The organism is Variovorax sp. J22R115 (genome assembly GCF_030317005.1).
In the GTDB taxonomy this organism is placed as follows: Bacteria; Pseudomonadota; Gammaproteobacteria; order Burkholderiales; family Burkholderiaceae_C; genus Variovorax.
Genome location: NZ_JASZYM010000012.1, coordinates 170,096 through 196,003, shown reverse-complemented (window position 1 = coordinate 196,003; position 25,908 = coordinate 170,096). Strand labels below are relative to the sequence as shown.

Genomic DNA, 25,908 nt, shown 5'->3' with positions numbered 1-25,908 from the left:
CGCGGGATTATCGCGGTGGCGCGGCTCCGAGGACCGGGGCGGCAGTCTGCCGCGCGCCGCTACCGCCTTCCGCCGCGGCCTCCGTAGTAGCCCCCGCCGCGCGCATAGTTACCGCCGTAGTAACCGCCCCGGCCGTAATAGCCCGGATGCCCGTAGTAGCTCCCGCGCCCGTAGTAGCCGTAGTAAGGCCGCCCATAGTAACCACCCCAATAGGCCGGGCGCCCCCAATAGCCGCCCCCCCAGTAGTTGCCCCAGCAGCAGCCCGCGCCGACATAGACCGAGGGCGACACGACCACCGGTCCCGGTTCGACGTAGTACGGATAGCCGCCGGCGGCGTAGTACGGGCCAGGGGCCACACAGCCGCCCAGAAAAGCGGCGGCACCGATGGCAATGCCGGCGGACAGAGAGCGAATTCGGACCATTCGAGCCTCCTGGGGTCATCTAGCCGTTCAACGGACCGCGAGCGCCGCTGTTGACAGGGCAAATCCCAAAGGCCCTACGGTAGACCCTTTTCGAGGATCTCGAGCATCTGCGCCTCGTCGATCACCGCCACGCCCAGGTCGCGCGCCTTGTCGAGCTTGCTGCCGGCCTCGGTGCCTGCCACCACGTAGTCGGTCTTCTTGCTCACGGAGCCGGCCACTTTCGCGCCGGCGGATTCCAGCTTGTCCTTGGCCTCATCGCGGCCCAGTGTAGGAAGCGTACCGGTGATCACGAAGGTCTTGCCCGCCAGCGGTTTCGGCGCGCGCGCGGCGGGTTCGCCCTCTTCCCAATGCACGCCGCAGGCGCGGAGCTGCTCGACGACTTCACGGTTGTGCGCCTGGTCGAAGAAGGTGCGAAGGCTGGTCGCGACCACCGGCCCCACGTCGTTGACTTCAAGAAGCTGCTCCTCGGTCGCGTCCATGATCGCGTCGAGCTTGCCGAAATGCTTGGCGAGATCCTTGGCGGTACTCTCGCCGATGTGCCGGATGCCCAAGCCAAACAGGAAGCGCGGCAGCGTGGTCTTCTTCGAAGCCTCCAGCGCATCGACGATGTTCTTCGCCGACTTGTCCGCCATGCGGTCCAGGCCGGCCAGCGTGCTGAAACCGAGCTTGTACAGGTCCGGCAGCGTGCGGATCAGGTTGGTGTCCACCAGTTGCTCGACCAGCTTGTCGCCGAGGCCCTCGATGTCGAGTGCGCGCCGCGCCGCGAAATGGAGGATGGCTTCCTTGCGTTGTGCACCGCAGAAGAGGCCGCCGGTGCAGCGATAGTCGACCTCGCCCTCTTCGCGCAAAGCATCGGAGCCGCACACCGGGCACTGGCGAGGCATGGTGAAGACCGCGCCGCGCTGATCGTCGGGCCTGGCCGCACTTTCGGGCAGCACGCCGACCACCTCGGGAATGACATCGCCGGCGCGCCGCACGATGACCGTGTCACCGACCCGCACGTCCTTGCGCCGCGCCTCGTCCTCGTTGTGCAGCGTGGCATTGGTCACCGTGACGCCGCCCACGAACACCGGCGCCAGCTTGGCCACCGGCGTGAGCTTGCCGGTGCGGCCCACCTGTACCTCGATCGCGAGCACCTCCGTGAGCTGTTCCTGCGCCGGGTACTTGTGCGCCACGGCCCATCGCGGCTCGCGCGAGACGAAGCCGAGTTGCCGCTGCAGCTCGAGGCTGTCCACCTTGTAGACCACGCCGTCGATGTCATAGGGCAGCGCATCGCGCTGACGCCCCGTCGTCTCGTGGAATGCGATCAGCTCGATCGCACCACGCGCGCGCGTGGTCTGGCTCGCAACCGGAAAGCCCCAGGCGTGGAACTGCTGGAGCCAGTCGAACTGCGTCGGGCAATCGGGGCCACCCTGATCGGGCGGCGTGACTTCGCCGAGACCATAGGCGAAGAAGCTGAGCGGACGGCTGGCCGCGATCGCAGGGTCCAACTGGCGAACCGCGCCGGCTGCAGCGTTGCGCGGGTTCACGAACACCTTCTCGTTCTTCTGGCCCGCCGCGATCTTCTCGCGCTGGCGCTCGTTGAGCGAATCGAAATCGTCGCGCCGCATGTAGACCTCGCCGCGCACTTCCACCACCGGCGGAATCTCCGACGCCTTGCCCTGCAGGCGCAGCGGAATCTGCTGGACCGTGCGGATGTTCTGCGTGACCTCCTCGCCGATCTCGCCGTCGCCACGCGTCGCGGCCTGGACCAGAACGCCGTGTTCGTAGCGAAGATTGAGAGCCAGCCCGTCGAACTTGAGCTCGCAGACGTATTCGACCTGAGGGGCGTCCTCGGCCAGACCAAGCTCCTTGCGCACGCGCGCGTCGAAGGCGCTGGCGCCGGCGGGCGTGATGTCGGTCTCGGTGCGGATCGACAGCATCGGCACCTTGTGACGCACCTTGACGAATCCATCGAGCGGCTTGCCGCCCACGCGCTGCGTCGGCGAATCGGGCGTGCGCAGCTCGGGAAACTCAGCCTCGATCGCCTGCAGGCGCTGAAAGAGCTTGTCGTACTCCGCGTCCGGCAGTTCCGGCGCATCGAGCACGTAGTAGAGATGAGCGTGGCGATGCAGCTGCTCGCTCAATGCGGCAGCCTCGCGAGCCGCGTCTTCATGCTTCGTCGTCATGGGAACCTCTAGCTGAAGAGTCGACGTGCCAGCGGAGATCCAGCAGAAAGATCGCGCGAATCCAGCGTGTCGTAAAGCTGTTCGAGGTCGCCGCCGATCGCGTCCATGGTCTCGTCGCGCAACGCCTGGCCATCGCTGTCGGTGACGATGCCGTCCATCTCGCGCGCGAGCGTGGCAGCGGCTTCGCGCATGCGCTCGAAGGGCCGCTCGCTGCGGTCCACCTGGGGGACGTCGAGGCTCAGCGTCAGTTCGCGGATGGCGGATTGCGCGGGGTCGTCGGCCAACGCGGCCTGCGTGTCGAAAGACAGACCCAGAATCGGCGGCAGTCCCACCTCGCCCGCGGGCAGCACCATGCGCCCCGGAATGATGCCGGCCACGAAGCCCAGCCGCGCGGCGTTCTGCTGAACGTAGCCCGGGCTCCACGCGGCATGCCGCGCACGCAGCACGAAACCCAGTTGCGCGTCGTGCGAACTCGCGAACTGGTCGAGTTCGCGGGCCCGCCCCACTTCGTCGAGCATTTCCGGGAATTCCGGCGCTCCGTTCACAGCATCGGCGAAGGCCTGCGCCTTGACGACGAACTCGGAGTACTCGATTTCGTTGAGCGCGCCCGTGCGATTGGCCAGTTGCACGCCGACCTGGAAGGCACCGTAGCGCTGGCCGGCCACCGCCGGCTCCCATTCGCCCGTGTGTTCGTTGAGGCCTTCGACCGCGACCGGCTTGCTGCCGGCGCGGCGCGTGGCGGGCATGGCGGCGAGTGCGGCATCGCCGGAGGCGAGACCGTCCAGTGAAACCGGTGCGATGACGTCGATCAGCGGATCGAGGCCGCCACGGCGGTCTGCCGCGGGCACTGTCAGCGCTGTCGGCGCAGGCAGGTCCGGGTCGAACAGCGGCTCGTGCCGCTCGTTGCCGGGAACCTGGTGCGGGTCGACGTGAAGCACGGGCTCCTGCTCGCCCTTGTGCTGCGGGATTTCGGAGGCGGGCGGCTCGCTGTCCTTGGCATCCGGCTGACGCGGTGCGTTGCGGTGCGAGGTCCAGGCGTTGTAGCCGACCACGGTGGCAAGGACAAGTCCGCCAAGAATGGCGAGGGCGACGGTGAGGCTGCTCATGGACCGCGTCGACTCAGGCTGCTTCGACCATCGAGACGGCCGATTCCATGTCCACGGCCACGATGCGCGACACGCCCTGCTCCTGCATGGTCACGCCAATGAGTTGTTCGGCCATTTCCATCGCGATCTTGTTGTGGCTGATGAAGAGAAACTGGGTTTCGCGGCTCATGGCGGTCACGAGCTTCGCATAGCGCTCGGTATTGGCGTCATCCAGCGGCGCATCCACTTCGTCCAGCAAACAGAACGGCGCGGGGTTGAGCTGGAAGATCGCGAACACCAGCGCGATGGCGGTCAACGCCTTCTCGCCGCCCGACAGCAGATGGATGGTCTGGTTCTTTTTGCCCGGCGGCTGCGCCATCACCTGCACGCCGGAGTCGAGGATTTCGTCGCCGGTCATCATGAGCTTGGCGTTACCGCCACCGAACAGCTCGGGGAACATGCGGCTGAAGTGCTCGTTGACGATCTTGAAGGTGCCGCCGAGCAGATCGCGCGTCTCGGCGTCGATCTTGCGGATCGCATCTTCCAGAGTGCCAATGGCTTCGTTCAGGTCGGCCGACTGCGAGTCGAGGAAGGTCTTGCGCTCGCGCGCCACGTTCAGTTCGTCGAGCGCCGCGAGGTTGACGGCGCCGAGCGATGCCACTTCGCGGTTCAGGCGATCGATCTCGCTTTGCAGGCCGGTGAGCCGCACCTTGTCGGTTTCGATCGACAGCGCAACCGCTTCGAGATCGGCCTCTGCATCGGTCAGCAATTGCTGGTACTGCTCGAAGCCCAGGCGCGCCGCCTGCTCCTTGAGTTGGAACTCGGTGATGCGCTGACGCAGCGGGTCGAGTTCGCGTTCGAGCTGGAGGCGGCGCTCGTCGCTGGCGCGCAGCTTGAGCGTGAGGTCGTCGTACTGGCTGCGGGAGGCGCCGAGCGCGGATTCGCGTTCGAGCTTGAGCGACAGAGCATCCTGCAGACCGGCCTGCGCCGCCGCGTCGGACAGGCGACCGAGTTCGGCGCGGGCGCGTTCGTCTTCCTCGTTCAGCGAGACGGTCTGCTGCGTGGCCGTTTCGATGGCGCGGCTGAGTTCGCCGCGGCGCGCTTCGAGCGTGCGCTGCGAGAAAGTCGCTTCCTGTGCCTGGCGCTCCAGGCTGCGATGCTGCTCGCGGCTCGCGGCCAGAGCGCGGCCTGCCTCGATCACGCGCTCGTCCAGCTGCGCGTGGCGCTCCTGGCTGTCGGCGAGCTGCATGTCCAGCTCTTCGAAACGCGACTCGGCGGCGATGCGCCGTTCCTGCAGTTCCTCGAGTTGTGCGTTGACCTCGCCGAGGTCATTCGACAACTGCTCGCTGCGCGCCCGCGTCTGCTCGGCCAGTTGGGACAGGCGCAGTGTCTCGACCTGAAGCTCGTGCGCGCGCGACTGCGTGTCGGCGGCTTCGCGGCGCGCCGTGACGAGGCGCTGTGCGGCGTCACCGTAGGCCGCCTCGGCGCGCGCGAGCGCGGTACGCGACTCATCGGCGATGAGCGTCTGGGCGCGCAACTGGCGCTCCAGGTTCTCCATCTCCTGCTGGCGGGCCAGCAGACCGGCCTGCTCGGAGTCCTGGGCATAGAAGCTCACGCTGTGCGCAGTGACCGCATGCCCGCTCTTGACGTACATCACCTCGCCGGGCTGAAGCTTCTCACGCTGCGCGAGTGCATCCTCCAGCGTCTCCGCCGTGAAGCAGCCATGCAGCCATTCGCCCAGCAAGGCCTGCTGGCCGGCATCGCTGAGACGCAGCAGGTCCGACAGACGCGGCATGGTGGCCGCGCCCGGCGGCACGCCAGCCACTGGCGGAGTGTAGAAGGCCAGCTTGGCCGGCGGCGCGTCACCACCAAACGCGCGGACCATGTCGAGGCGGCTGACTTCGAGCGCGCCCAGTCGCTCGCGCAATGCGGCTTCGAGGGCGTTTTCCCAGCCCTGCTCGATGTGGATGCGGCTCCAGAGGCCTTGCAGGCTTTCGAGTCCATGCTTGGCAAGCCAGGGCGCGAGCTTGCCGTCGGTCTTGACCTTTTCCTGGAGTGCCTTGAGTGCTTCGAGCCGTGCCGAGAGCTCCGCATGGCGGGCGCCCTCGGTATTGACGGCCTGCTGGCGCGTGCGGCGATCGTCATCGAGTTGCGGCACCGCTTCCTGCAAGTCCTGCAATCGCGCGTCGGCTTCGGCGGACGCCTCCTGCGCTGCGGCGAGTTGCTCCTGGAGATTTCGCAAGCGCGCTTCGTCGGGCGCGGCCAGCGCGTTCTGGTCGCTGCGCAGACGCTCTGCGCGCTGATTGAGCTGACGGCTTTGCTCTTCGATGTTGCGCTGGTCGGCCGCGAGCACCTGGATCTGCTGCTGCACCTGAGCGACCGTCGTGCGCTGGGCGTTGGCCTCATCCTGCGCGCGCTGTTGCGCGTCCTCCAGCTCGGGCATGCGCGCGTCGTGCTCTTCGAGCTGGGCGGCCAGCAATTCGGCCTGCTCTTCGGCGTTCACGCCCTGGCCGGCCAGGGTCTCGATCTCGGCTTCGGCATCCTCGCGGCGGGCGCTCCACTGCGCGATCTGTTCGCGCAACTGCACGAGGCGCTGTTCGACACGCTGGCGACCTTCGACCACGAAGCGGATCTCGCCTTCGAGTCGGCCGACCTCCGCGCTGGCCTCATACAGCTTGCCCTGCGCCTGGTTGACCTGGTCGCCGGCGGCGTAGTGCGCCTGCCGCACGGTTTCGAGTTCGGCCTCGATGTGGCGCAGGTCGGCCGTGCGCGATTCGAGGTCGTTGATGGCCTTCTCGGCGTCCGCCTTGATGCGGCTCTGGTCGGATTCGCTTTCGGTGCGCTTCAGGAACCACAGCTGGTGCTGCTTGCGCGTGGCATCGCCGGTCAGCGAGTTGTAGCGCGCGGCGACCTCGGCCTGCTTTTCCAGCCTTTCGAGGTTGCTGTTGAGTTCGCGCAGGATGTCTTCGACGCGCGTGAGGTTCTCGCGCGTGTCGCCGAGGCGGTTCTCGGTTTCGCGGCGGCGCTCCTTGTATTTCGAGACGCCGGCAGCCTCTTCGAGGAAGAGCCGCAGTTCCTCGGGCTTGGATTCGATGATCCGGCTGATCGTGCCCTGGCCGATGATCGCGTAGGCGCGGGGGCCGAGGCCGGTGCCGAGGAACACGTCCTGCACGTCGCGCCGGCGCACCGGCTGGTTGTTGATGTAGTAGCTGGAGTTGCCGTCGCGGGTCAGCACGCGCTTGACCGCGATTTCCGCGAACTGGGCCCACTGGCCGCCAGCGCGATGGTCGGCATTGTCGAACACCAGTTCCACACTCGAACGGCTCGCCTGCTTGCGCGTGGTCGTGCCGTTGAAGATGACGTCCTGCATCGACTCGCCGCGCAACTCGGAGGCGCGCGATTCGCCGAGCACCCAGCGCACGGCGTCCATGATGTTCGACTTGCCGCAACCGTTGGGGCCAACCACACCCACGAGTTGGCCCGGCAACAGGAAATTGGTGGGTTCGGCGAACGACTTGAAGCCGGAAAGCTTGATGGAATTAAGACGCACGGCGGGTCAGCCCTAAGGCAAGGTGTTGATTTGTAAGGAGATTTCGCTGGCCTGGACCCGGAAGATCGGCCGCCACCTGAGGCGAGGATGATAACGTGCGAGCCATGAGCGAGACCCCCGTTTTCCCTGCCTTCCGACGCCGTGTCCTGCTGCTTGCCGCGGCCGTCGCGGCGATGGGCGGGGCCGGATGCGCATCCACCGAGCGCGCCGAACCCTACGCGAACAACGAATGGCTGCAGACGGGCAGCAATCGCATCGCCAACCTCGCGCTGCGCGACAACCTCCAGTCCGTCCGCCGGGTACAGGTGTCGCTGTACCGGCGCAATCCGCGCGAATGGCGAAAGTGGGCCGCCAGTTCGGACGACGCCGTCCAACGAACCTGGGATTCGATTTCGCAGGAAACCGCCCTGCCCCAACTGCGAGGCGCGACGGGCATCGACGCCATCCGGCTCGCCTTCGAGACGACCGTACCGAAGGCCTATGAGGGTGACCGCGTCGCGGCACTGGTGGTGGGCTGGGCGTCCCTGCTCAAGCAGGCCAATGGCAACACCTGGGACCAGACCATGCTCGATGGGGTGAACGCCGAGAACAGCTTTCGTGCCGCACGCAATGTGGAAATCTCTCTCTGGCTCATCGGCTCCAAGACCGGTCCCGACGGACAGCCCCTGCTGCTGGCGACCGAGATCAGCGAACGCGGGCGCAACCTGGTGGTGGATCGAGAGTTGTCCAAGGTGGTCGCACGACTTGACCTGCTCGCCGCACAGGCAGACGAAAAATACCGCCGCGCCGCGCTCGACTTCAGCCAGAACTGGTTTCTGGGTAGTCTCGGGCCGTTCTTCTCGATGGTGCCCAAGAACTGATGCCGACGATGCCAGCCCAAGCCCTTTCGCGTGCACTGCGTATCGCGCTGATGGCGCTTTGCGTCATGGCGAGCGGTTGCGGGCTCCTCCAGGCCGACCAGCAAATGAGGCGGCTGGGCGACGCGATGTACTTCACCGGAATCGTCGAGACCGAGAAAGAGGCTCGCGGCCCCATCGTGGTCGTGCTGTACCGGCTCGGTGCCAAGCCGGAACCCGTCTTCCTCGACGTGATTCCGAGAAGCCGGGGTGTCTATCACCTCGCAGGCCCGCCAGCGCAGTACGGGATCCTCGCCTTCGAGGACGTCGATCGCGACATGGTCTACGGAGCCGGCGAGCCCGCGGTGCTCTACGAAGGCACCGCGCTGGGCATCGAGGCGGTCGACGATCCGCCCACCTCGGCGAAGGGCCTTGGCCGCATCCTGATTCCAGCCACAGCGACCGCCAAAACCCTGCCCCCCGTCTTCGACGAGGCCTATGCCGCACTCGTGCGTCGGCGCAACGAGGGATTCGGCGCACAGGCCACCATCGACGAAGGCCGATTCGCACCGAACCGGGTGCGCGAAGGCCTGTTCCAGCCCCTGCGATTCATCGAGGAAGGCCGCGCCGGCCTCTTCATGCTCGAACCCTACGACCCGAAGCGGATTCCAGTGATCTTCGTGCACGGGGTCGGCGGATCGCCCCGCAACTGGGAATACGTCATCGACAAGCTGGATCGAACGCGCTTCCAGCCGTGGGTCTTCTTCTATCCGTCGGGCTTTTCCATCGGCCTTTCAGCCCTGTTCCTGAACAACGCCGTCGACGAACTTCACTACCGATATGGCTTCCCCACCAGCATCGTCGTCGCGCACAGCATGGGAGGGCTGGTGGCCCGTGGGGCGTTGAACATCATCGTGCGCGAAGGCCGCACGCCGCCGGTGCATCACGTGGTGACGATCTCCACGCCGTGGTTGGGCCATTCGGCCGCACGGTGGGCGGACATCGGGCCGACGCGCGTTCCCGGCTCATGGCTCGACATGGCCCCGAACTCGCCATACCTGAGCGAACTGATGGTCAATCCACGGCCTGCCGACATCCGGTACACGCTGTTCTTCGGCTTCGGCGGCCCTTCGCGCTTCGTCGCCGGCAACAACGACGGCTCCGTATCGCTGGACAGCGTGCTGGCGCCCGACATTCAGGCCCGCGCGAACTACGTCTTCGGCTTCGACGAGGGTCACGTCTCGATTCTTCGGTCGAGCGAGATGATCGACAAACTCATGCAGCGCATGCGCGATGAGGCGAACCGGCTCCCGGCCACCCACTGAAGCCTAGAACCACACCGCGTCGGGATGGCGCCTGCGCCATGACACGACGCTGGCATTGGATTCGATGTGCTCGGCCAGTCGCGCCCGGTGAGCAGGCGTGAGCGGCAGTTCCTTCGACAGGACGGGCCATGTCCTCATGGCCTGATCGACGCAGTTCGCGACAACCTCGGAAAGCCGCTTTTCAGGGATGTCCCACGCGTTGGCAAGTTGGCGCAGCGTTGCAGGCGTCAACAGGGTCCGGTCCTTCTGGCCGGGGAAGAACTGCAGGCCGTGCCCCGAACCCTTGAAGTACACGCCATAGGCGACGATGTCGTAGGCCTTCGACAGTTCGGGCCAGGTCTGGCCCGGCGGGTAGATCAGGCTGAAGTTCTTCAGGTGCGCGTCGTAATTGCCGAGCAGCTCCGAGACCTTGATGCGCCTCAGCAGTTCGGCCACGTCGGCCTCCCCCTTGGCCGAGCGACGCTTGAGCAGCAGGCCGATGGCTGCGTAGGTGCCCGAATACTTGTACTCGGACGGCGTGCCCGTGACCTGCGCGAAATCCTCCATGTGCAGGCGCCGGGTCTCGGTGTCGACGTCGCGATCGAAACGGGACACCAGCAGGAAGTTGCGTTCGTCTTTCTGGAGTGCATAGGGCAACTGGTCCGCGATGGCCGACAGCGGTTGCAGAGAGGCCTCGCAGGTGTTCACGCCGGCTGCCGCGGCCAGCTTCAGTGAGCTGTATTCGACCTCGGGCAGTCGGTCGTATTCGGCCGTCGGCAGCTTGCCGATGAAATGCTTTTCGTCCGATTGCCTGGAGCGCATCACATAGCGCCCCGGGCCGCCGTGCACCAGCGCCATCTTGGGTTGCACGCCCGAGATCGAGGTCTGTTGCGGCGTCGGCACCTGCCCCGAACTCATTTCGTAGCTGTCGCGGCTTTGGCCGATCAGGCGCCCGAGTGCGCTCTCCTCCAGCGTCTCCGCGTCCGCCCAGACATCGCCGGGAAGATCGCCTCCGCAGGCGGCCAGGAGGCCGAGCTCGTCATTCGGTTCCAGACCGATGTCTCCGACGAGTTGCTTGCGCAGCGGCCCCTCGGGAAGCAGATTCTGGAAGAAGGGCGGCAGGCCGAACTTGCCGTCGCCGCGGTTCACGTCAAGGGCGGGGTCCAACAATTGCGCGACGGTGGCGGCCTCGGCCTCGGCGATCGGCTGCGCCATTCTTTCGCTGCTGCCCGCAATGGCCGGCGCAACCACGTAAAGCTGCGACAGGACGGGCCGCTTCGGGTTCTTCGCGTACTCGTCGTCGAACCTGAAGTACACCCGCCCATCGTCCAGCCCGAACAGAGAGCCGACATCCGTCCTGCCCCGCCGGATGCGCAGTGACCGTACGACGCTCATCGGATCGGCCTGGCCTGCGGGCTTCTCCGAGACCTTGGCATCAGGCTGTCGACCTCCTCCTGCAGGCCCGTGAATCTGGTGTCGATGTCGCCGCGGGTCAAGGCTGCGACCGCCTGGGGCACGAATTGCATTTCCAGCTCGAGCGTCCTGAGCAGCGCCAGCAAGGTGTTCAGTTCGACATTGCCGCGCCCGGCCTCCAGCGCGCCGAGGGTGTTTCGGGAAACGCCGGCTTTCAGCGCCAGTTCGGACGCCGTCATGGCCCGATCCTTGCGCGCCTGTCGCAGGAAGCGGCCGATTTCGGCGAGATTGGTCATGCTCATTACATTGTGCAAATATCAACTATGCAAAGCATGTTGCGCAGATAGAGGGTTCAAGTCAAGATTATTTGCTTATCAAGATTCCCATATTCGAATTTTGCATATTTTAATGGGCAAAGTGCGCAACGAGCGCTGTCTCCTATAACTCGGCCCCTAGAATGATTCGCACATTCCAACCCATTCACCCAGGAACCTCATGAGCTCCATCAATTTCATCGGCGGCGAAAAGGGCGGTGTCGGCAAGTCGGTCACGGCACGGGTTCTGGCGCAGTATTTCATCGATCACAGCCGGCCCTTCGTCGGCTTCGACACCGATCGCTCGCACAGTTCCTTCACCCGCTTCTATGAAGGCTTCGCCTCGCCGGTGGTGGTGGACAGCTTCGAGGGCCTCGACACGGTCGTGAACGGTTTCGAAACCAATCCGCAGCAAAGCGTGATCGTCGACCTGGCGGCGCAGACGCTGGCGCCGCTGTCGCGCTGGATCAAGGAGTCCGACCTGTTCGACGTGTTCGCCGAACTCGGCGTGGCGGTCAACTTCTGGCACGTGCTCGACGACGGCAAGGATTCGAGCGACCTGCTGGGCGTGCTGATCGACACCTTCGGCGATCGACCGAACTACATCGTCGTGCAGAACTACGGCCGAGGAAGCGACTTCGGTCTGCTGCTCGGATCGCAGTCGCTCAGCAAGGCGACGGCGAACGGCGCTCGCGTGATTGCCCTGCCCCGGCTGCACGACGCCAGCATGCGCAAGATCGATGCGCGCAACACGAGTTTCTGGAAGGCGGTCAACGACCGCGAAGGACCGCACGCGCTGGGACTGCTGGAACGCCAGCGCGTGAAGACCTGGCTCGCAACCGCCTACGCGGCCTTCGACACGCTTCCGCTCTGACGACGGAACAGCAAAGCCAGCAACAACACCGCGAACACGGTGAAGGCTATGAAGGACCAGTTCGCGATCGACAGCCCGAGGAAGGTCCAGTCGATCTGAGAGCAATCGCCGGCGCCGCGGAAAATCATCGGCAGGGCGCGCTGCAGCGGGAAAGTCTCGATCATTCCGTAGATGTCGCGTCCGCAGGACACGACTTCCGGCGGGTGCCATTGCAGCCAACTCTGGCGCGCGGCGGTGTAGGCGCCGCCGACGGCCATGATGAGCCCCAGCAGCGATCCGGTCACCTGCAGTCCCCTGCGATTGCTGGCAGCCGCGAGGCCCGCGAAGATCGCGACCAACACCAACGCGTAACGCTGCACGATGCACATCGGGCACGGCTCGAGGCCGACAACATGCTGCAAGTACATCCCGAAGGCGAGCATCGCCACGCAGGCAGCGAATATCAGAGCGAACGCGCGCCGAGGCGCACCAAAATACCAATCGATCAAGGCGAAACCCATTCTTCAACGAACACCCGGGCCTTGCGCGGCGTGGCGACGACGGTGTCGCCTTCCTTCAGGCCCAGGTCCCGGAACTGTTGCGCAGGGAGTTGCGCTTCGATGATGGTTCCGGAGCCCGGATTATCTGGATTCGATTCGACCGGTTCGAGTTCCAGCCGCGCGATGGGGCCGACGACGATGGCGCGGCTCAAGGTCGCGACGATGCCGGTCGCGCCCGCCGTGTAGCGTTCGATGTGCAGGTCGTGCGGACGCACATAGGCCAGCGCCTTGCCATCTCCAAACGCGCTCTCCTGCGTCTCGATGCGGATGCCCTCGACGTGCACTTCGCCCTCGTGGGCGCGGCCGTGGAACAGGTTCACGTCGCCGAGGAAACCGTAGACGAAGGGGCTCGCGGGATGGTCCCACACGTCCTGCGGAGATCCGACCTGTTCGACCTTGCCGCTGTTCATCAGCACCACGCGGTCGGCGACTTCGAGCGCCTCTTCCTGGTCGTGCGTGACAAAGATGCTGGTCACGTGCAGTTCGTCATGCAGGCGACGCAGCCAGCGGCGCAGTTCCTTGCGCACCTTGGCGTCGAGAGCGCCGAAAGGCTCGTCGAGCAGCAGCACTTTCGGCTCCACCGCCAGCGCACGCGCCAACGCGATGCGCTGACGCTGGCCACCGGACAACTGCGACGGATAGCGGTCGGCCAGCCAGTCGAGTTGGACCAGCTTGAGCAGGTCGTGAACCTTGGACTTGATCTGCGCCTCGCTCGGCCGCGCGCTGCGTGGCTTGACGCGCAGGCCGAAGGCCACGTTCTCGAACACGGTCATGTGGCGGAACAGCGCGTAGTGCTGGAAGACGAAGCCCACCTGGCGTTCGCGCACATGCACGTCGGTGGTGTCCTCGCCCGAGAACAGGATGCTGCCGGTGTCGGCAGTCTCCAGCCCCGCGATGATGCGCAGCAGCGTGGTCTTGCCGCAGCCCGAAGGGCCGAGCAGCGCGACCAACTCACCCGACGAGACGTCGAGGCTCACATCGCGCAGCGCGTGGAAGTCGCCGAACTGCTTGCTGACGTTGCGGATTTCGATACTCATGATTTCTCTCTTTCAGGGCGCGACGGCTGTCGGTCGTTCGGGCGGCAGGTCGGCGATGGCCTTCATCTCGCGCTCGTGGCGCCATTCGACGAAGGACTTGATGACGAGCGTGACCAGCGCCAGGATCGCGAGCAGCGAGGCCACCGCGAAGGCGGCGACGGACTGGTATTCGTTGTAAAGCACTTCCACATGCAGCGGCATGGTGTTGGTCTGCCCGCGGATATGGCCCGACACGACCGACACCGCACCGAACTCGCCCATGGCGCGCGCGTTGCAGAGGATCACGCCGTAGATCAGCCCCCACTTGATGTTGGGCAGCGTCACGCGCCAGAAGGTCTGCCATCCGGTCGCGCCTAGCACGATCGCGGCCTGCTCCTCCTCGGTGCCCTGCGCCTGCATCAGCGGAATCAGCTCTCGCGCGATGAAGGGAAAGGTCACGAACACGGTCGCGAGCACGATGCCTGGCACGGCGAAGATGATCTTGATGTCATGCGCCGCGAGCCACGGCCCGAACCAGCCCTGCGCGCCGAACACCAGCACGTAGATCAAGCCCGCCACCACCGGCGACACCGCGAAGGGCAAATCCACCAAGGTCGTGAGAAAGGCTTTGCCGCGGAATTCGAACTTCGCGATCGCCCAGGCGGCCGCGATGCCGAAGACGAGGTTCATGGGCACCGCGATCGCCGCCGTCAGCAGGGTCAGGCGGATGGCGCTCCACGCATCGGGTTCCTTCAACGCATCGACGTAGGCGCCGAAGCCCTTGCGCAACGCCTCGGCTGCGACGGCAGCCAGCGGCAGCACCAGGAACAGGAACATGAAGGCCATCGCGATGCCGATCAGCGTCCAGCGCACCCATGCCGACTCTGTCGTCCCCGCCTTTTCTCGGCGTATGGTCCTGGCGTTCGCGCTCATGTCGAGGCTCCCGAGCGACGGCGCTGCCATGCCTGCAGCCCGTTGATAACCAGCAGCAGGACGAAGGAGATCACCAGCATCACCAGCGCCACGGCCGTCGCACCCGCGTAGTCGTACTGTTCGAGCTTGCCGATGATGATCAGCGGCGTGATCTCCGAGATCATCGGCATGTTGCCGGCAATGAAGATCACCGAACCGTACTCGCCGATCGCACGTGCGAAAGCCATCGCGAAGCCGGTCAGCAACGCCGGCATGATCGACGGCAGGATCACCTTCATGAAGGTCTGAAGGCGCGTCGCGCCGAGGCTTGTCGCGGCTTCTTCGAGTTCTTTCTCGGTATCTTCAAGCACCGGCTGCACCGTGCGCACCACGAAGGGCAGGCCGATGAAGATCAGCGCAATCACGACGCCCGCCGGCGTGAAGGCCAGCTTGATGCCCAGCGGTTCGAGGAACTGACCGACCCAGCCGTTGCCGGCGAGCAGTGCGGTCAGCGAGATGCCGGCCACCGCGGTGGGCAGTGCGAACGGCAGGTCCACCAGCGCATCGACGATGCGCTTGCCCGGAAACTTGTAGCGCACCAGCACCCACGCGACGAGCAGGCCGAACACGAGGTTGACCAGCGCAGCGAACAGCGAGGCACCGAAGGTCAGCCGATAGGACGCCATGACGCGCGGCGCAGTTACTGCCACCCAGAAGTGCTCCCAGCTCATCGTGAAGGTCTTGAAGACCAGCGCCGACAAGGGGATCAGGACGATCAGGCTGAGGTACAGCAGCGAGTAGCCGAGCGTCAGGTGAAAGCCCGGAAGCACGCGCCGGGACACACCTTTGGTCCCCGCGCGCGCAAGCGGCGCCGCCGAGGACGGCAGCGCCGTGGAAATGGCACCGCTCATTTACTTCGCGCCAGGCGTGTAGAGCTTGTCGAACTGGCCGCCGTCGTTGAAGTGCACCTTCTGCGCTTCGCTCAGGCTGCCGAACAGTTCCTGCACCGTGAAGAGCTGCACCGGCTTGAAGGTCGAAGCGAACTTCTTGAGCACGGCTTCCGAACGCGGGCGCAGCGCGTGCTTGGCGGCAATCTCCTGCGCTTCATCGGAGTAGAGGTAGTCGAGGTAGGCCTTGGCGAGGTCGCCGGTGCCCTTCTTGGCGACCGTGCGATCGACCACCGCGACCGGGTTTTCGGCCAGGATGCTGATCGACGGGTACACGGCATCGACCTTGCCCGCGCCGAACTCGCGATCGATGGAGACCACTTCGGATTCGAAGGTGATCAGCACGTCGCCGATGTTGCGTTGCAAGAAGGCCGTCGTCGCATCGCGGCCACCCCGAGCGAGGATCGGCACGTTCTTGAACAGCTTGCCGACGAACTCCGCCGCCTGCGCGTCGGTGCCGCCCTTCTTCTTCACGTAACCCCAGGCCGCGAGGTAGGCGTAGCGCCCGTTTCCACCCGTCTTCGGGTTGACGATAACGACCTGCACGCCGGGCTTGATCAGGTCGTCCCAGTCCTTGATGCTCTTCGGGTTGCCGTTGCGCGTCAGGAACAGCATGGTCGAGGTGGTGGGCGCGGCGTTGTACGGAAAGCGCTTGGCCCAATCCTTGGCAACGACGCCGGCATTGGCGAGGAATTCGATGTCGGTGGTGGTGTTCATCGTCACCACGTCGGCTTCCAGGCCGTCCGCCACGGCGCGCGCCTGGGCGCTGGAGCCGGCGTGCGACTGGTCGATTTTGACGTCCTTGCCCGTGGTCTTCTTGTAGTGGGCCACGAAAGCGGCGTTGTAGTCCTTGTAGAACTCGCGTGCCACGTCGTAGGAGACGTTGAGGAGGCTGGTCTGGGCCGAAGCGGCGCTGCTGGCAGCGAGCACCAAAGCGCCGAGGATCGTCTTGATTCTGGAAGTCATAGAGTTGCCAAAGGTTCGAAATTGCGACGGCCGTCCAGGAGTGTGGTCGGCTCGTCCGTCAAGGATTGGAGCAGTGCCAGGCCCAGAGGCCAGTCGCCATGCCCGGAATCGATGTTGATGTGGCCGGCATTCTGCATCCGAACGAATTCGCTTCCCCAGGCGCGGGCATACGCGCCGGCCAGGCGCACGGGGCAATAGGGGTCGTTGCTGCTCGCCACGACGATGCTCCGGTACGGCAGCTTCGCATAGGGCACGGGTGCGAAATCGGTCAGGACGGCACGGCGTTCAGGGTCGGCCGGCGCCACCAGCAGTGCGCCACTGATGCGCGCCGCAGCGGCTTCGGACAGGTGCGTGGTCGCGATGCAACCCAGACTGTGGGCGGCGATCACCACGGGGCCTGGGCTTTCGAGCACCAGCTTTTCGAGCGAGGCGACCCACGCCGCGCGAACCGGCGTGATCCAGTCGTCCTGCTCCACGCGCACCGCACCCTGTATCCGCTCGGCCCACAGGCTTTGCCAATGACCCGGACCAGAGTCGCGCCAGCCCGGCACGATGACGATGGTCGGTCGTGTCACGCGGGAAGGATGAAGTTGGGGGCGATGTCGCCGAATCGCAGGGTCGCCATGGTCGCTTTTGGATAGGAGGGGGACCGGCGATTCTCCAAAGCATTGCTTCAATGACAAACGAATATCTACTTGTTTGAATATGGTGTTTTTCGCATAAGGACTCAGCCGGCAAGGTCGTGAGGCTCATCGCTGTCCAGGTTTTCCACCAGAAAGTCGATCAGACGCCTCACCGCCGGTACCAGCGCGCGGCGGGCCGGAAACATGACGTGGGTGATGCCCGGTGCGGGCCCCCAGCCCGGCAGCACCTCCACCAGCACTCCGGATTTGAGTTCGCTGCGGCACATGTAGTCGGGGAGCACCGAAGCGCCAGTCCCCTGAACGACCGCGAACTTGAGCGTCAGCAGGTCGTCGGCGATATAGCGCGGCGTGTGGGTATGCACGATCACCTTGCCCGCCGGGCCTTCCAGCCGCCAGTTGGCCCGGCCGTCGCCCGTGGACATCGCCACTGTGTCGATCTTGTGCAGGTCCGCCGGTACGAGCACCGGCCCCTGGCGCTGCAGCTGTTCGGGATTGCCGACCAGGATTCCCCGGCTGATGCCAAAGGTCTTTGCAACCAGTGTGGCGCTGTCCTCGATCTCGGGCCGCACGCGCAGCGCGAGATCCACGCCCTCCTCGACCGGATCGACCGGCCGGTTCAGTACGCGCATCTCGACGCGCACTGCCGGATAGCGCGCCATGAACCGTGGCATGAGCGGGCCGACACTGCTTTGCGCCAACGTCACGGGGCAACTCAGGCGCACCGTGCCGCTCGGTTCGGTCTGCACCTGCGCGACCGCTTCGGCCGCCGCCTGCGCCGCATCGCGCATCGCGGCGCAATGCCGCAAGTAAATCTCGCCGGCGGGTGTCAGAGACAAGCGCCGGGTGCTGCGCTGCATCAGTTGCACCCCGAGTTCGGCCTCCAGTTCGGCCACGCGCCGCGAGAGTCGTGATTTCGGGATACCCAAGGCCCGACTGGCCGCGGCAAAGCCGCCTCGCTCAGCCACCTCGGCGAAAAACACCATGTCGTTCAGGTCTTGCATCGCCTCATTGTCCTATTCATGGAACGAATTAGGCCATTTTTGCCGACTTATCAAAGAATCGCTACAAAAATAGAATTCTTCCCATGCCGACCGATTAGTGCCGGCACTTTTCAAGAAAGTTGATCATGAAACTGCTGCACGTCGATTCCAGCGTCCTGGGAACCAACTCCGTTTCCCGCCAGCTCACCGCCGAAGTGGTGGCCGAATGGCGCAAGAGCCACCCCAACACGACCGTCGAATACCTCGACCTCGCGGTGGACACCCCCAATCACTTCAATGCCGACGCCCTCGGCATCAAGGTCGGCGTGCAAGCCGAGCCGACCGAAGCCCAGCGTCGCGAAAACGAAGTCTCCGAACGCCTGGTGAGCCAGTTCCTGGCCGCGGACGTGATCGTTGTCGGCGCCCCGCTCTACAACTTCACGGTGCCGACCCAGCTCAAGGCCTGGATCGACCGTCTCGCACAAGCCGGCCGCACCTTCACGTACACCGACAAGGGCCCGGTCGGCCTGGCTACCGGCAAGACCCTGATCGTCGCGTCGACCCGCGGCGGCATCTACTCGACCAGCGAAGGCGGTCAGGCGATGGAACACCAGGAGAGCTACTTGAAGGTGGTCTTCGGCTTCTTCGGCGTGACCGACGTGCGCTTTGTGCGCGCCGAAGGCGTGGCGATGGGCGATGCGCCTAAGGCCGCTGCGATCGGCTCGGCCCGTGCCGACATCGCCGCAGCCATCGGCCAGGCAGCGAACCAGGATCAAGCCATCCTGGCAGCCTGACCCTCCAGGTGAGCCTTTGCCGATTCCGGCGAGGGCTCACCCCTTGTGGCTCTTGACCCAGGCCACGTATTTGTCCACCCAACCCTGCAGGAACTGCTTGCTGCCTTCGGCGACATGCCCCTTGTCGTCGAACAGCCCTTCCTTGTTCTGAAGGAAGACCTCCGGCTGGCCCAGCGTCGGCACATCGAGGTAGGCCAGGATGGTGCGCAGATGCTGCTGCGCTACCGCGGTGCCCACGGCGCCAACCGAAATCCCCACCACGCCCGCCGGCTTGCCTGCCCATGCGCTCTGGCCGTAAGGCCGCGATGCATTGTCGAGCGCGTTCTTGAGCACGCCCGGAATCGAGCGGTTGTACTCGGGCGTGACGAACAGCAGGCCATCGGCGGCCGCGATCTCCGTCTTGAGACGCTTGACCGGCGGCGCCTGGTTGCCGTCCTGGTCCTGGTCATAGAGCGGCAGGTCGTCGATGCGCACATGCTCGAAAGTGAAATCCTTGGGAGCGAGATGCGCAATCGCGAGTGCGAGCTTGCGATTGAACGAATCCTTGCGCAGGCTGCCGATGACGACAGCAATCTTGGTCTGGCTCATGGAAACTCCTTGGAAGCGGGGTTGGAGAGGCTAGCAAAGCTCGATCATGTCGTCCGACGCAGTGGCGCGTTCTGCAGGCTGGCCTGGGACACGCTCGCGCCCGGCGGCACGTCGTCGGTGATCCACACGTTGCCGCCAATCGTCGCGCCCTTGCCCAGCGTGACGCGGCCGAGGATGGTCGCGCCGGCATAAATCACCACGTCGTCCTGCACCACAGGATGGCGGGCCTGGCCCTTCTGCAGATTGCCTTCGACGTCGGTGGGAAAACGCTTCGCGCCCAGCGTCACGGCCTGGTAGATGCGCACGCGCTTGCCGATCACCGCGGTCTCGCCGATCACGACGCCCGTGCCGTGATCGATGAAGAACCCGGCATCGATCTGTGCCCCCGGATGGATGTCGATGCCGGTCTGACTGTGCGCCAGTTCGGCCGTGATGCGTGCCAGCAGCGGCAGCCCGAGCCCGTAGAGCCGATGTGCCAGGCGATGGTGAATCATCGCGAGGATGCCGGGATAGCACAGCAGCACTTCATCGACGCTGCGTGCCGCCGGGTCTCCCTGGAAAGCCGCGAGCACATCGCCATCGAGGAGGCGCCGGATGCCCGGCAGCGCGGCCGCGAATTCACGCACCGCGGCAGTGGCCTGCGCATCGATCTCCTCGGCAGCGCGCGGCTGATGGCGCGCCGTGTAGCGAAGTTCGAGGGAGGCTTGCACCCATAGGGACTGCAGTGCCGAATCCAGCGTATAGCCGACGAAAAAATCCTCGCTTTCGTGCCGCAGGTCAGGCGGGCCGAGGCGCATCGGAAAGAGCGCGCCCTTCAGCGACTCCACGATGCCTGCCAGCGCGTCGCGCGAGGGAAATTCGCGGCTGCCGGGCTCGCGCGAGCGCTTCTGCGAATCGCGCCATTCGTCGCGTGCGGCGTGCAGCGCGGTGACGATGTCGCTGACGTCGAATTGAGACATGCGATGTCCTCCGGTGAGTGGGGGTTCGACCGCGCAGCATCGCACAAAACCCTCTACGACCGGGTCGGACGGCAGGTTTCCCTACCGTGCACAGTCTTACCAGCTCGCGAGCACCGAGCCCTTGAACTCGTTCTGGATGAAGTTGCGCACTTCGTCCGAGTGATAGGCCTTCACCAGCTTGGCGACCCAGGGCTTGCCCTTGTCCGCATCACGCACGACCAGGATGTTCACGTAGGGGCTCTTCGCGCCTTCCTTCGCGATCGCGTCCTTGCCCGGGTTGAGGCCAGCCGAGAGCGCGTAGTTCGTGTTGATGCCCGCGGCATCCAAGTCGTCCAGCGAGCGCGGCAACTGGGCAGCATCGACTTCGACGAACTTGATCTTCTTCGGGTTCTCGATCACGTCGAGTGGCGTGGCCTTGAGGCCGGCCTCTGGCTTGAGCTTGATCAGGCCCTGGTCCTGGAACACCAGCAACACACGGCCGCCATTGGTCGGGTCGTTGGGGATGCCGACGCGCGCGCCCTCCTTCAGGTCCTTCAGGTTCTTGACCTTCTTCGAGTAGATGCCGATCGGGAAGTTGACCGTGTAGGCCACGTCCACGAGCTTGTAGTTGCGGTCCTTGACCTGCTGGTCGAGGTACGGCTTGTGCTGGTAGCTGTTGGCATCGAGATCGCCCGCGGCCAGGGCGGCGTTCGGCTGCACATAGTCGCTGAACTCGACGACCTGGATCTTGAGGCCGTCCTTCTCGGCGACCTTCTTGACCTGCTCGAAGATCTGAGCGTGCGGGCCGCCGGTGACGCCGATCTTGATCGGCTTGTCCTGCGCGAAGGCCGGCACGGCCGCAAAGCCCGACGCGATCGCCAGTGCGACGACCGACTGGAGAAGCTTGCGTTTGGATTGACTCATGAAACGTGTTCCTTGTGGGAGAGAGAAAAAAGACCTGTAGGTCTGTGGAGAAAAACTACTTGTGGCTGAGCCTGCGCACCAGCCAGTCGCCACCGCTCTGCAGCGCCTGCACGAAGAAGATCAGCACGATCACCACGGCCAGCATCACCTCGGGCAGGAAGCGCTGGTAACCGTAGCGGATGCCGAGGTCGCCCAGGCCGCCGCCGCCGATCGCACCCGCCATCGCCGAATAGCCGGTGAGACTCACGAAGGAGATCGTCACGCCGGCCACGATGCCGGGCAAGGCTTCGGGCAGCAGCACCTTCCAGACGATCTGGCGTGTGGTCGCGCCCATGGCCTGCGCGGCTTCGACCAAGCCGCGATCGACTTCGCGCAGCGAGGTCTCGACCAGCCGCGCCACGAAAGGCGCTGCCGCGATGCTCAGGGGCACCACCGCTGCGGCCGTGCCGATCGATGAGCCCGTCAACAGGCGCGTGAGCGGAATGATCGCCACAAGCAGGATGATGAAAGGCGTGGAGCGCACCGCGTTGACGATGGCGCCGACGATGCGATTGGCTGGCCGATTCTCCAGCACGCCGCCCGCATCCGTGAGATGCAGGTACACGCCGAGCGGCACACCCACTGCCGCGCCGATCAGGCCCGAGATGCCGACCATCACGATGGTTTCCCACAGCGAGGTCGCGAAGAGTTCCAGCATGGGGCCGGTGAAGACGTCAAACATGCGCCACCTCCTGCACCACCACGCCGGCGCCGCGCAGATACGCGACGGCCGCTGCCACCGATTCACCCGCGCCGCGTGCGAGCACGGCCAGAGAGCCGAAAGGCCGCCCCTGGATTTCGTCGACCTGACCATGCACGATCGACAGGTCAACGCCGAAACGGCGGATCACCTGCGACAGCAGCGGCTGGTCGGCCGCATCGTCGCCCGCGAAAGCCAGGCGCAACAGCTGCGGCGCCTCGCTACCGCCGTCGAGCATCAAGGCGCGGATCCTCGCCAGCACGCTTTCAGGAAGAGCCTGCGGTGCGATGTCGTCGAGCAGGCTGCGCGTGGTTTCATGTTGGGGGCGCGTGAAGACATCGAGCACGGCGCCCTGCTCCACGATGCGGCCATGGTCGATCACGGCGACCTGCTGCGCGAGCTGCTTGATGACCTGCATCTCGTGCGTGATGAGCACGATGGTCAGGCCGAACTCGCGGTTGATCTGCTGCAGCAGCGCGAGAATCGAACGCGTGGTCTCGGGGTCGAGCGCCGAGGTGGCCTCATCCGACAACAGCACCTTCGGCCGGTTCGCCAGCGCACGCGCGATACCCACGCGCTGCTTCTGGCCGCCGCTGATCTGCGCAGGGTAACGGTCGCGCAAGCCGGTGAGGCCCACCAGTTCCAGCAAGGGCTCGACGCGGGCCTGGATGTCCGACGGGCGCAGGCCCGCGAGTTCGAGCGGCAAGGCCACGTTGTCGTAGACGGTGCGCGAAGCCAGCAGATTGAAGTGCTGGAAGATCATGCCGATGCCCTGGCGCGCGGTACGCAGCTCGGCGTCGTCCAGCGCAGTGAGCTCGCGCCCATCGACGCGGACGCTCCCGCGCACGGGCCGGTTGAGAAGATTGATGGTGCGCACCAGCGAGCTCTTGCCCGCCCCGCTGCGCCCGATCACGCCGAACACTTCGCCCGGCGCCACCTTGAGATCGATGCCCTTGAGGGCTTCGACCGGCCCGCTCGGGCCGTCGTAAATCTGGTGAATATCTGAGAGTTGGATCATCCCCATTTTAAAGCTTGGCGATCGACACCTCGGTCGACTTCACCAATGCAACCACGTCGGACCCGGGCTTGAGCTGCAGCTCGTCGACCGAGCGCGTGGTGATGACCGAGGTCACGATGCCCCATGCGGTCTCGACGTCGACTTCGGAGACGACGTCGCCGCGGATGATTTCGCGCACCTTGCCCTTGAACTGGTTGCGGACGTTGATGGCTTGGATGGACATGGAAAACTCCTTGGTTGAAAAGAACGGTCAGTAATCGGTGGCTCTCACACCGCCCAGCGAAGAACGTGTGCCGGCCCATCGGCCCAGCGAGTGTCGTTCGCGGGTTCCGGGTTCTCAGGCTTCTGCAACACGCGGTCGAGGATGCGCTTCTCGATGGCCGCGAAAGCCGGATCTCCCTGCGAGCGCGGCCGTGCCAGCGAGATGGTTTCGTCCAATGCGATGCGGCCGTCCTCGATCAGGATCACGCGGTCGGCCAGCGCCACGGCCTCCTGCACGTCGTGCGTGACCAGCAGCGCGGTGAAGCGATGGCGCTGCCAGAGCCTCTCGATCAGCCGGTGCATCTCGATCCGCGTGAGCGCGTCGAGCGCGCCGAGCGGCTCGTCGAGCAGCAGCAATCGCGGGTGATGCACCAGCGCCCGTGCCAGCGACACGCGCTGCCGCTGTCCGCCCGACAATCGCGCCGGCCATTCGCCCGCTCGCTCCGCGAGTCCGACCTGCGCCAGCACTTCCTCGCCACGCGGGCGACTCTCCGAGGGCAGGCCCAGCGTCACGTTGTCGAACACGCGTCGCCACGGCAGCAGGCGCGCCTCCTGAAACATGATCCGCGTGTCGTCATGCAGACCGTCGATGGCCTTGCCGTCGGTGTAAAGCGCGCCGTCGGAAGCCTCTTCGAGACCTGCGATCAGCCGCAGCAAGGTGCTCTTGCCGCAACCGCTGCGACCCACGATGGCGATGAACTGACCAGGCTCGATCGAGAGCTGTGTGTTGCGCAGCACCTCGCGTTCGCCGTAGGACTTGGACAGGCCGCGAATATCGAGGCGGACACCGCCCGGTCCCTCTTCGTTGCTTTGCTGGAGGATGGCGCTCATGGTCTTCAGGCTCCCGGGGTGAACAGCGCTACGTCGAGCGCATCGATTTTTCTGGGCAGCAGCTTCTCGGCGAAGAAGGCGTCGGCAATGCGTTGCTGCTCGCCGAGTCCGCCAGCCACGACCGGGCGCACTTCATAGCTGCGACGCGCATTGGCTTGCTCGACCGTCGCGGCATCCAGTCCCCACACGGGCGCGAGCAGCGCGGCGGCATCCTTGGGCTTCTGCTTGACCCACGCGCCCGCCTTTTGCAGCTCGCCGTAAAGCACGCGCAGCACATCCGGCCGGGACTGCGCGAAAGGCGTGCCCGCCAGGTAGTAGCGCTGGTACGACGCGATGCCCGTTCCGTCCGCCAGCACACGCACGCTGGATTGGCGCTGCGCCGCGGAGAGGAATGGATCCCACACCACCCACGCGTCGATCGCACCGCGCTCGAAGGCGGCTCGGCCATCGGCCGGGGTGAGGTAGGCGGGCTCGATGTCCTTGAAGGTGAGGCCCGCCTTGTCGAGTGCGGCGATCAACAGGTAGTGCACGCCGGCGGCCTTGGCGAAGCCGACCTTGCGGCCCTTGAGATCCGCGACCGAGCGGAGGGGCGAATCAGCGCGAACCACGATGGCTTGCGCCGATGGCGAAGGCGCCTCTTGCGCAACGAAGGTCAGCTTGGCACCGGCGGCCTGGGCAAACACCGGCACGGTGTCGGCCACGTCGGCACTGAAGTCGAGGTTGTCGAGATTGAGCGCCTCCAGCAGCGGCAATCCGCTGGTGAACTCGTGCCAACCGATCTTCACGCCCAGCGGCGCCAGTTGACGTTCGAGCGTGCCCTGCGTCTTCAGCACCACGATCAGCGTCGAGGACTTCTGGTAGCCGATGCGCACGGTCGACGGCGCGTTGTTCTGCGCGAAGGCCAAGCCGCCTGCGACCGATGCCAGCGCGCCCAGCGCACCGCGACGGGTGAGGGAGAGTGTGTGAGTCATCTTTGTTGCTCCGTCACTTCGAGACTTGATAGCCTGGATGCCAACGCAGCCACCAGCGCTCCAGTCCCCGCGCAAAAAGATCGGCCAGCTTGCCGAGCAACGCGTAGAGCAGGATGCCGACCAGCACGATGTCGGTCTGCAGGAACTCGCGCGCATTCATCGTGAGGTAGCCGATGCCGGATTGCGCGGAGATGGTCTCAGCCACGATCAGGATCACCCACATCAGCCCCAGCGAGAAGCGCAGGCCGACGAGGATCGACGACATCGCGCCCGGAAGAATCACTTCCTTGTACAGCTGCCAGCGCGAGAGCCCATAGGTGCGGCCCATCTCGATGAGTTGCGGATCGACGTTGCGGATGCCGTGGAAGGTGTTGAGGTAGATCGGAAAGAACACCGACACCGAGATCAGGAACAGCTTGGCCGATTCGTCGATGCCGAACCACAGGATCACGAGCGGGATCAGCGCCAGCGCCGGGATGTTGCGAACCATCTGGATGCTGGAGTCGAGCAGCGTCTCGAAGAACTTGACCGAGCCCGTCAGCAGGCCCAGCGCGAGCCCGAGACCGCCGCCGATCGCGAGTCCGGCCAGCGCGCGCCCTGCGCTCACCTTCACGTGCGTCCACAGTTCGCCCGACGCGGCGAGCGTCCATGCAGCCTTTACCACGTCGATAGGCGCCGGCAGCACACGGGTCGAGAGCCAGCCCTGTGACGAGGCGATCTGCCACACCACGATCAGGCCTACCGGGACCAGCCAGGGCACGAGGCGCTTGGCGACACCGATGCCGAAGGCCTTGACGGCGTTCAGCGAAGGTGCGGCGGATGGCAGGGTCTGCACTTCTTCAGTCATTGAAAATCCTTTGAATCGCATTCGCGA

General features: G+C 65.3%; 26 protein-coding genes. 4 read left to right on the top strand and 22 right to left on the bottom strand.

Annotated elements, in window-relative coordinates; translation table 11 throughout:
* Window positions 1-59: 59 nt before the first annotated feature.
* The 4 genes from QTI04_RS21905 to smc all read right to left on the bottom strand — a co-directional run bounded on the left by QTI04_RS21905 (window position 60) and on the right by smc (window position 7,225).
* Complete coding sequence (locus QTI04_RS21905) at window positions 60-422, bottom strand: hypothetical protein (protein ID WP_286617567.1); 363 nt, start codon at window positions 420-422, stop codon at window positions 60-62.
* Between the two features lie 74 nt (window positions 423-496).
* Window positions 497-2,590 (bottom strand): NAD-dependent DNA ligase LigA, encoded by a 2,094-nt coding sequence (gene ligA, locus QTI04_RS21900; protein WP_286617566.1) that lies wholly within the window; start codon window positions 2,588-2,590, stop codon window positions 497-499.
* An 8-nt stretch (window positions 2,591-2,598) separates the two neighbouring features.
* The gene (locus QTI04_RS21895) at window positions 2,599-3,696 is read right to left on the bottom strand and encodes a cell division protein ZipA C-terminal FtsZ-binding domain-containing protein (protein ID WP_286617565.1); all 1,098 of its coding nucleotides are present in this window, start codon (window positions 3,694-3,696) and stop codon (window positions 2,599-2,601) included.
* A gap of 13 nt (window positions 3,697-3,709) precedes the next feature.
* Complete coding sequence (gene smc / locus QTI04_RS21890; RefSeq protein ID WP_286617564.1) at window positions 3,710-7,225, bottom strand: chromosome segregation protein SMC; 3,516 nt, start codon at window positions 7,223-7,225, stop codon at window positions 3,710-3,712.
* A gap of 104 nt (window positions 7,226-7,329) precedes the next feature.
* On the opposite strand from smc, the gene QTI04_RS21885 reads away from it, so the two are divergent.
* Window positions 7,330-8,085 (top strand): hypothetical protein, encoded by a 756-nt coding sequence (locus QTI04_RS21885; RefSeq protein WP_286617563.1) that lies wholly within the window; start codon window positions 7,330-7,332, stop codon window positions 8,083-8,085.
* Between the two features lie 8 nt (window positions 8,086-8,093).
* A complete protein-coding gene (locus QTI04_RS21880) occupies window positions 8,094-9,386 on the top strand; it encodes a triacylglycerol lipase (protein WP_286617562.1) in 1,293 nt (430 codons plus the stop codon).
* Window positions 9,387-9,389: 3 nt separating this feature from the next.
* Here the strand turns inward: QTI04_RS21880 and QTI04_RS21875 are convergent, their stop codons facing one another.
* The gene (locus tag QTI04_RS21875) at window positions 9,390-10,760 is read right to left on the bottom strand and encodes a type II toxin-antitoxin system HipA family toxin (protein WP_286617561.1); all 1,371 of its coding nucleotides are present in this window, start codon (window positions 10,758-10,760) and stop codon (window positions 9,390-9,392) included.
* Window positions 10,757-11,074, bottom strand: a complete 318-nt coding sequence (locus QTI04_RS21870) for a helix-turn-helix transcriptional regulator (RefSeq protein WP_286617560.1) — start codon at window positions 11,072-11,074, stop codon at window positions 10,757-10,759. Before QTI04_RS21870 ends, QTI04_RS21875 begins: the two co-directional genes overlap by 4 nt.
* A gap of 199 nt (window positions 11,075-11,273) precedes the next feature.
* Here QTI04_RS21870 and QTI04_RS21865 point away from each other — a divergent pair, with 199 nt between their 5' ends.
* Window positions 11,274-11,966 (top strand): mobilization protein, encoded by a 693-nt coding sequence (locus QTI04_RS21865; protein WP_286598307.1) that lies wholly within the window; start codon window positions 11,274-11,276, stop codon window positions 11,964-11,966.
* Here QTI04_RS21865 and QTI04_RS21860 read toward each other — a convergent pair.
* The 7 genes from QTI04_RS21860 to QTI04_RS21830 all read right to left on the bottom strand — a co-directional run bounded on the left by QTI04_RS21860 (window position 11,936) and on the right by QTI04_RS21830 (window position 17,991).
* Window positions 11,936-12,466: a disulfide bond formation protein B gene (locus QTI04_RS21860; protein ID WP_286598305.1), complete on the bottom strand. Its 531-nt coding sequence runs from the start codon at window positions 12,464-12,466 to the stop codon at window positions 11,936-11,938. The two genes, QTI04_RS21865 and QTI04_RS21860, sit on opposite strands and share 31 nt — an antisense overlap.
* On the bottom strand, window positions 12,451-13,542 hold the full coding sequence (locus QTI04_RS21855; protein WP_286598304.1) for a sulfate/molybdate ABC transporter ATP-binding protein: 1,092 nt from the start codon (window positions 13,540-13,542) through the stop codon (window positions 12,451-12,453). The genes QTI04_RS21860 and QTI04_RS21855 overlap by 16 nt, the downstream gene beginning before the upstream one ends.
* Before the next feature lie 12 nt (window positions 13,543-13,554).
* Entirely contained in the window at window positions 13,555-14,454 is a 900-nt protein-coding gene (gene cysW, locus QTI04_RS21850; RefSeq protein WP_286617559.1) for a sulfate ABC transporter permease subunit CysW, read from the bottom strand.
* Complete coding sequence (cysT, locus tag QTI04_RS21845; RefSeq protein WP_286598301.1) at window positions 14,451-15,344, bottom strand: sulfate ABC transporter permease subunit CysT; 894 nt, start codon at window positions 15,342-15,344, stop codon at window positions 14,451-14,453. Before cysT ends, cysW begins: the two co-directional genes overlap by 4 nt.
* Entirely contained in the window at window positions 15,345-16,346 is a 1,002-nt protein-coding gene (locus tag QTI04_RS21840; RefSeq protein WP_286598300.1) for a sulfate ABC transporter substrate-binding protein, read from the bottom strand.
* Complete coding sequence (locus QTI04_RS21835) at window positions 16,343-16,921, bottom strand: alpha/beta hydrolase (RefSeq protein WP_286617558.1); 579 nt, start codon at window positions 16,919-16,921, stop codon at window positions 16,343-16,345. The genes QTI04_RS21840 and QTI04_RS21835 overlap by 4 nt, the downstream gene beginning before the upstream one ends.
* Before the next feature lie 152 nt (window positions 16,922-17,073).
* Window positions 17,074-17,991, bottom strand: a complete 918-nt coding sequence (locus QTI04_RS21830) for a LysR family transcriptional regulator (protein WP_286598296.1) — start codon at window positions 17,989-17,991, stop codon at window positions 17,074-17,076.
* 125 nt (window positions 17,992-18,116) lie between these two features.
* On the opposite strand from QTI04_RS21830, the gene QTI04_RS21825 reads away from it, so the two are divergent.
* The gene (locus tag QTI04_RS21825) at window positions 18,117-18,764 is read left to right on the top strand and encodes an FMN-dependent NADH-azoreductase (protein ID WP_286598295.1); all 648 of its coding nucleotides are present in this window, start codon (window positions 18,117-18,119) and stop codon (window positions 18,762-18,764) included.
* 36 nt (window positions 18,765-18,800) lie between these two features.
* On the opposite strand, the gene QTI04_RS21820 is transcribed toward QTI04_RS21825, so the two are convergent.
* The 9 genes from QTI04_RS21820 to ssuC form a co-directional block, all read right to left on the bottom strand.
* A complete protein-coding gene (locus QTI04_RS21820) occupies window positions 18,801-19,352 on the bottom strand; it encodes an NADPH-dependent FMN reductase (protein ID WP_286598294.1) in 552 nt (183 codons plus the stop codon).
* A 44-nt stretch (window positions 19,353-19,396) separates the two neighbouring features.
* Complete coding sequence (gene epsC, locus QTI04_RS21815) at window positions 19,397-20,311, bottom strand: serine O-acetyltransferase EpsC (protein WP_286617557.1); 915 nt, start codon at window positions 20,309-20,311, stop codon at window positions 19,397-19,399.
* A gap of 96 nt (window positions 20,312-20,407) precedes the next feature.
* Window positions 20,408-21,214: a MetQ/NlpA family ABC transporter substrate-binding protein gene (locus QTI04_RS21810; RefSeq protein ID WP_286598290.1), complete on the bottom strand. Its 807-nt coding sequence runs from the start codon at window positions 21,212-21,214 to the stop codon at window positions 20,408-20,410.
* 55 nt (window positions 21,215-21,269) lie between these two features.
* The gene (locus tag QTI04_RS21805) at window positions 21,270-21,935 is read right to left on the bottom strand and encodes a methionine ABC transporter permease (protein WP_286617556.1); all 666 of its coding nucleotides are present in this window, start codon (window positions 21,933-21,935) and stop codon (window positions 21,270-21,272) included.
* A complete protein-coding gene (locus QTI04_RS21800) occupies window positions 21,928-22,971 on the bottom strand; it encodes a methionine ABC transporter ATP-binding protein (RefSeq protein WP_286617555.1) in 1,044 nt (347 codons plus the stop codon). Before QTI04_RS21800 ends, QTI04_RS21805 begins: the two co-directional genes overlap by 8 nt.
* A gap of 7 nt (window positions 22,972-22,978) precedes the next feature.
* On the bottom strand, window positions 22,979-23,194 hold the full coding sequence (locus tag QTI04_RS21795; protein WP_028250350.1) for a molybdopterin-binding protein: 216 nt from the start codon (window positions 23,192-23,194) through the stop codon (window positions 22,979-22,981).
* 44 nt (window positions 23,195-23,238) lie between these two features.
* Window positions 23,239-24,063: an ATP-binding cassette domain-containing protein gene (locus QTI04_RS21790; protein WP_286617554.1), complete on the bottom strand. Its 825-nt coding sequence runs from the start codon at window positions 24,061-24,063 to the stop codon at window positions 23,239-23,241.
* A 5-nt stretch (window positions 24,064-24,068) separates the two neighbouring features.
* Window positions 24,069-25,034 carry an aliphatic sulfonate ABC transporter substrate-binding protein gene (locus QTI04_RS21785; RefSeq protein WP_286617553.1) on the bottom strand — a complete coding sequence of 322 codons (966 nt, stop codon included), beginning with the start codon at window positions 25,032-25,034 and terminating at the stop codon, window positions 24,069-24,071.
* A gap of 13 nt (window positions 25,035-25,047) precedes the next feature.
* Window positions 25,048-25,881 carry an aliphatic sulfonate ABC transporter permease SsuC gene (gene ssuC, locus QTI04_RS21780; RefSeq protein WP_286598284.1) on the bottom strand — a complete coding sequence of 278 codons (834 nt, stop codon included), beginning with the start codon at window positions 25,879-25,881 and terminating at the stop codon, window positions 25,048-25,050.
* Between the last annotated feature and the right edge of the window lie 27 nt (window positions 25,882-25,908).

Coding starts and splice junctions, on each gene's coding strand:
- cysT (WP_286598301.1), bottom strand. CDS start 15,344: ATGAGCGGTGCCATTTCCACGGCGCTGCCGTCCTCGGCGGCGCCGCTT.
- QTI04_RS21820 (WP_286598294.1), bottom strand. CDS start 19,352: ATGAGCCAGACCAAGATTGCTGTCGTCATCGGCAGCCTGCGCAAGGAT.
- cysW (WP_286617559.1), bottom strand. CDS start 14,454: ATGAGCGCGAACGCCAGGACCATACGCCGAGAAAAGGCGGGGACGACA.
- QTI04_RS21905 (WP_286617567.1), bottom strand. CDS start 422: ATGGTCCGAATTCGCTCTCTGTCCGCCGGCATTGCCATCGGTGCCGCC.
- QTI04_RS21895 (WP_286617565.1), bottom strand. CDS start 3,696: ATGAGCAGCCTCACCGTCGCCCTCGCCATTCTTGGCGGACTTGTCCTT.
- QTI04_RS21840 (WP_286598300.1), bottom strand. CDS start 16,346: ATGACTTCCAGAATCAAGACGATCCTCGGCGCTTTGGTGCTCGCTGCC.
- QTI04_RS21860 (WP_286598305.1), bottom strand. CDS start 12,466: ATGGGTTTCGCCTTGATCGATTGGTATTTTGGTGCGCCTCGGCGCGCG.
- epsC (WP_286617557.1), bottom strand. CDS start 20,311: ATGTCTCAATTCGACGTCAGCGACATCGTCACCGCGCTGCACGCCGCA.
- QTI04_RS21885 (WP_286617563.1), top strand. CDS start 7,330: ATGAGCGAGACCCCCGTTTTCCCTGCCTTCCGACGCCGTGTCCTGCTG.
- QTI04_RS21870 (WP_286617560.1), bottom strand. CDS start 11,074: ATGACCAATCTCGCCGAAATCGGCCGCTTCCTGCGACAGGCGCGCAAG.
- QTI04_RS21880 (WP_286617562.1), top strand. CDS start 8,094: ATGCCAGCCCAAGCCCTTTCGCGTGCACTGCGTATCGCGCTGATGGCG.
- QTI04_RS21875 (WP_286617561.1), bottom strand. CDS start 10,760: ATGAGCGTCGTACGGTCACTGCGCATCCGGCGGGGCAGGACGGATGTC.
- QTI04_RS21830 (WP_286598296.1), bottom strand. CDS start 17,991: ATGCAAGACCTGAACGACATGGTGTTTTTCGCCGAGGTGGCTGAGCGA.
- QTI04_RS21795 (WP_028250350.1), bottom strand. CDS start 23,194: ATGTCCATCCAAGCCATCAACGTCCGCAACCAGTTCAAGGGCAAGGTG.
- QTI04_RS21855 (WP_286598304.1), bottom strand. CDS start 13,542: ATGAGTATCGAAATCCGCAACGTCAGCAAGCAGTTCGGCGACTTCCAC.
- ssuC (WP_286598284.1), bottom strand. CDS start 25,881: ATGACTGAAGAAGTGCAGACCCTGCCATCCGCCGCACCTTCGCTGAAC.
- QTI04_RS21785 (WP_286617553.1), bottom strand. CDS start 25,034: ATGACTCACACACTCTCCCTCACCCGTCGCGGTGCGCTGGGCGCGCTG.
- QTI04_RS21825 (WP_286598295.1), top strand. CDS start 18,117: ATGAAACTGCTGCACGTCGATTCCAGCGTCCTGGGAACCAACTCCGTT.
- QTI04_RS21800 (WP_286617555.1), bottom strand. CDS start 22,971: ATGATCCAACTCTCAGATATTCACCAGATTTACGACGGCCCGAGCGGG.
- QTI04_RS21805 (WP_286617556.1), bottom strand. CDS start 21,935: ATGTTTGACGTCTTCACCGGCCCCATGCTGGAACTCTTCGCGACCTCG.
- QTI04_RS21810 (WP_286598290.1), bottom strand. CDS start 21,214: ATGAGTCAATCCAAACGCAAGCTTCTCCAGTCGGTCGTCGCACTGGCG.
- QTI04_RS21865 (WP_286598307.1), top strand. CDS start 11,274: ATGAGCTCCATCAATTTCATCGGCGGCGAAAAGGGCGGTGTCGGCAAG.
- QTI04_RS21790 (WP_286617554.1), bottom strand. CDS start 24,063: ATGAGCGCCATCCTCCAGCAAAGCAACGAAGAGGGACCGGGCGGTGTC.
- ligA (WP_286617566.1), bottom strand. CDS start 2,590: ATGACGACGAAGCATGAAGACGCGGCTCGCGAGGCTGCCGCATTGAGC.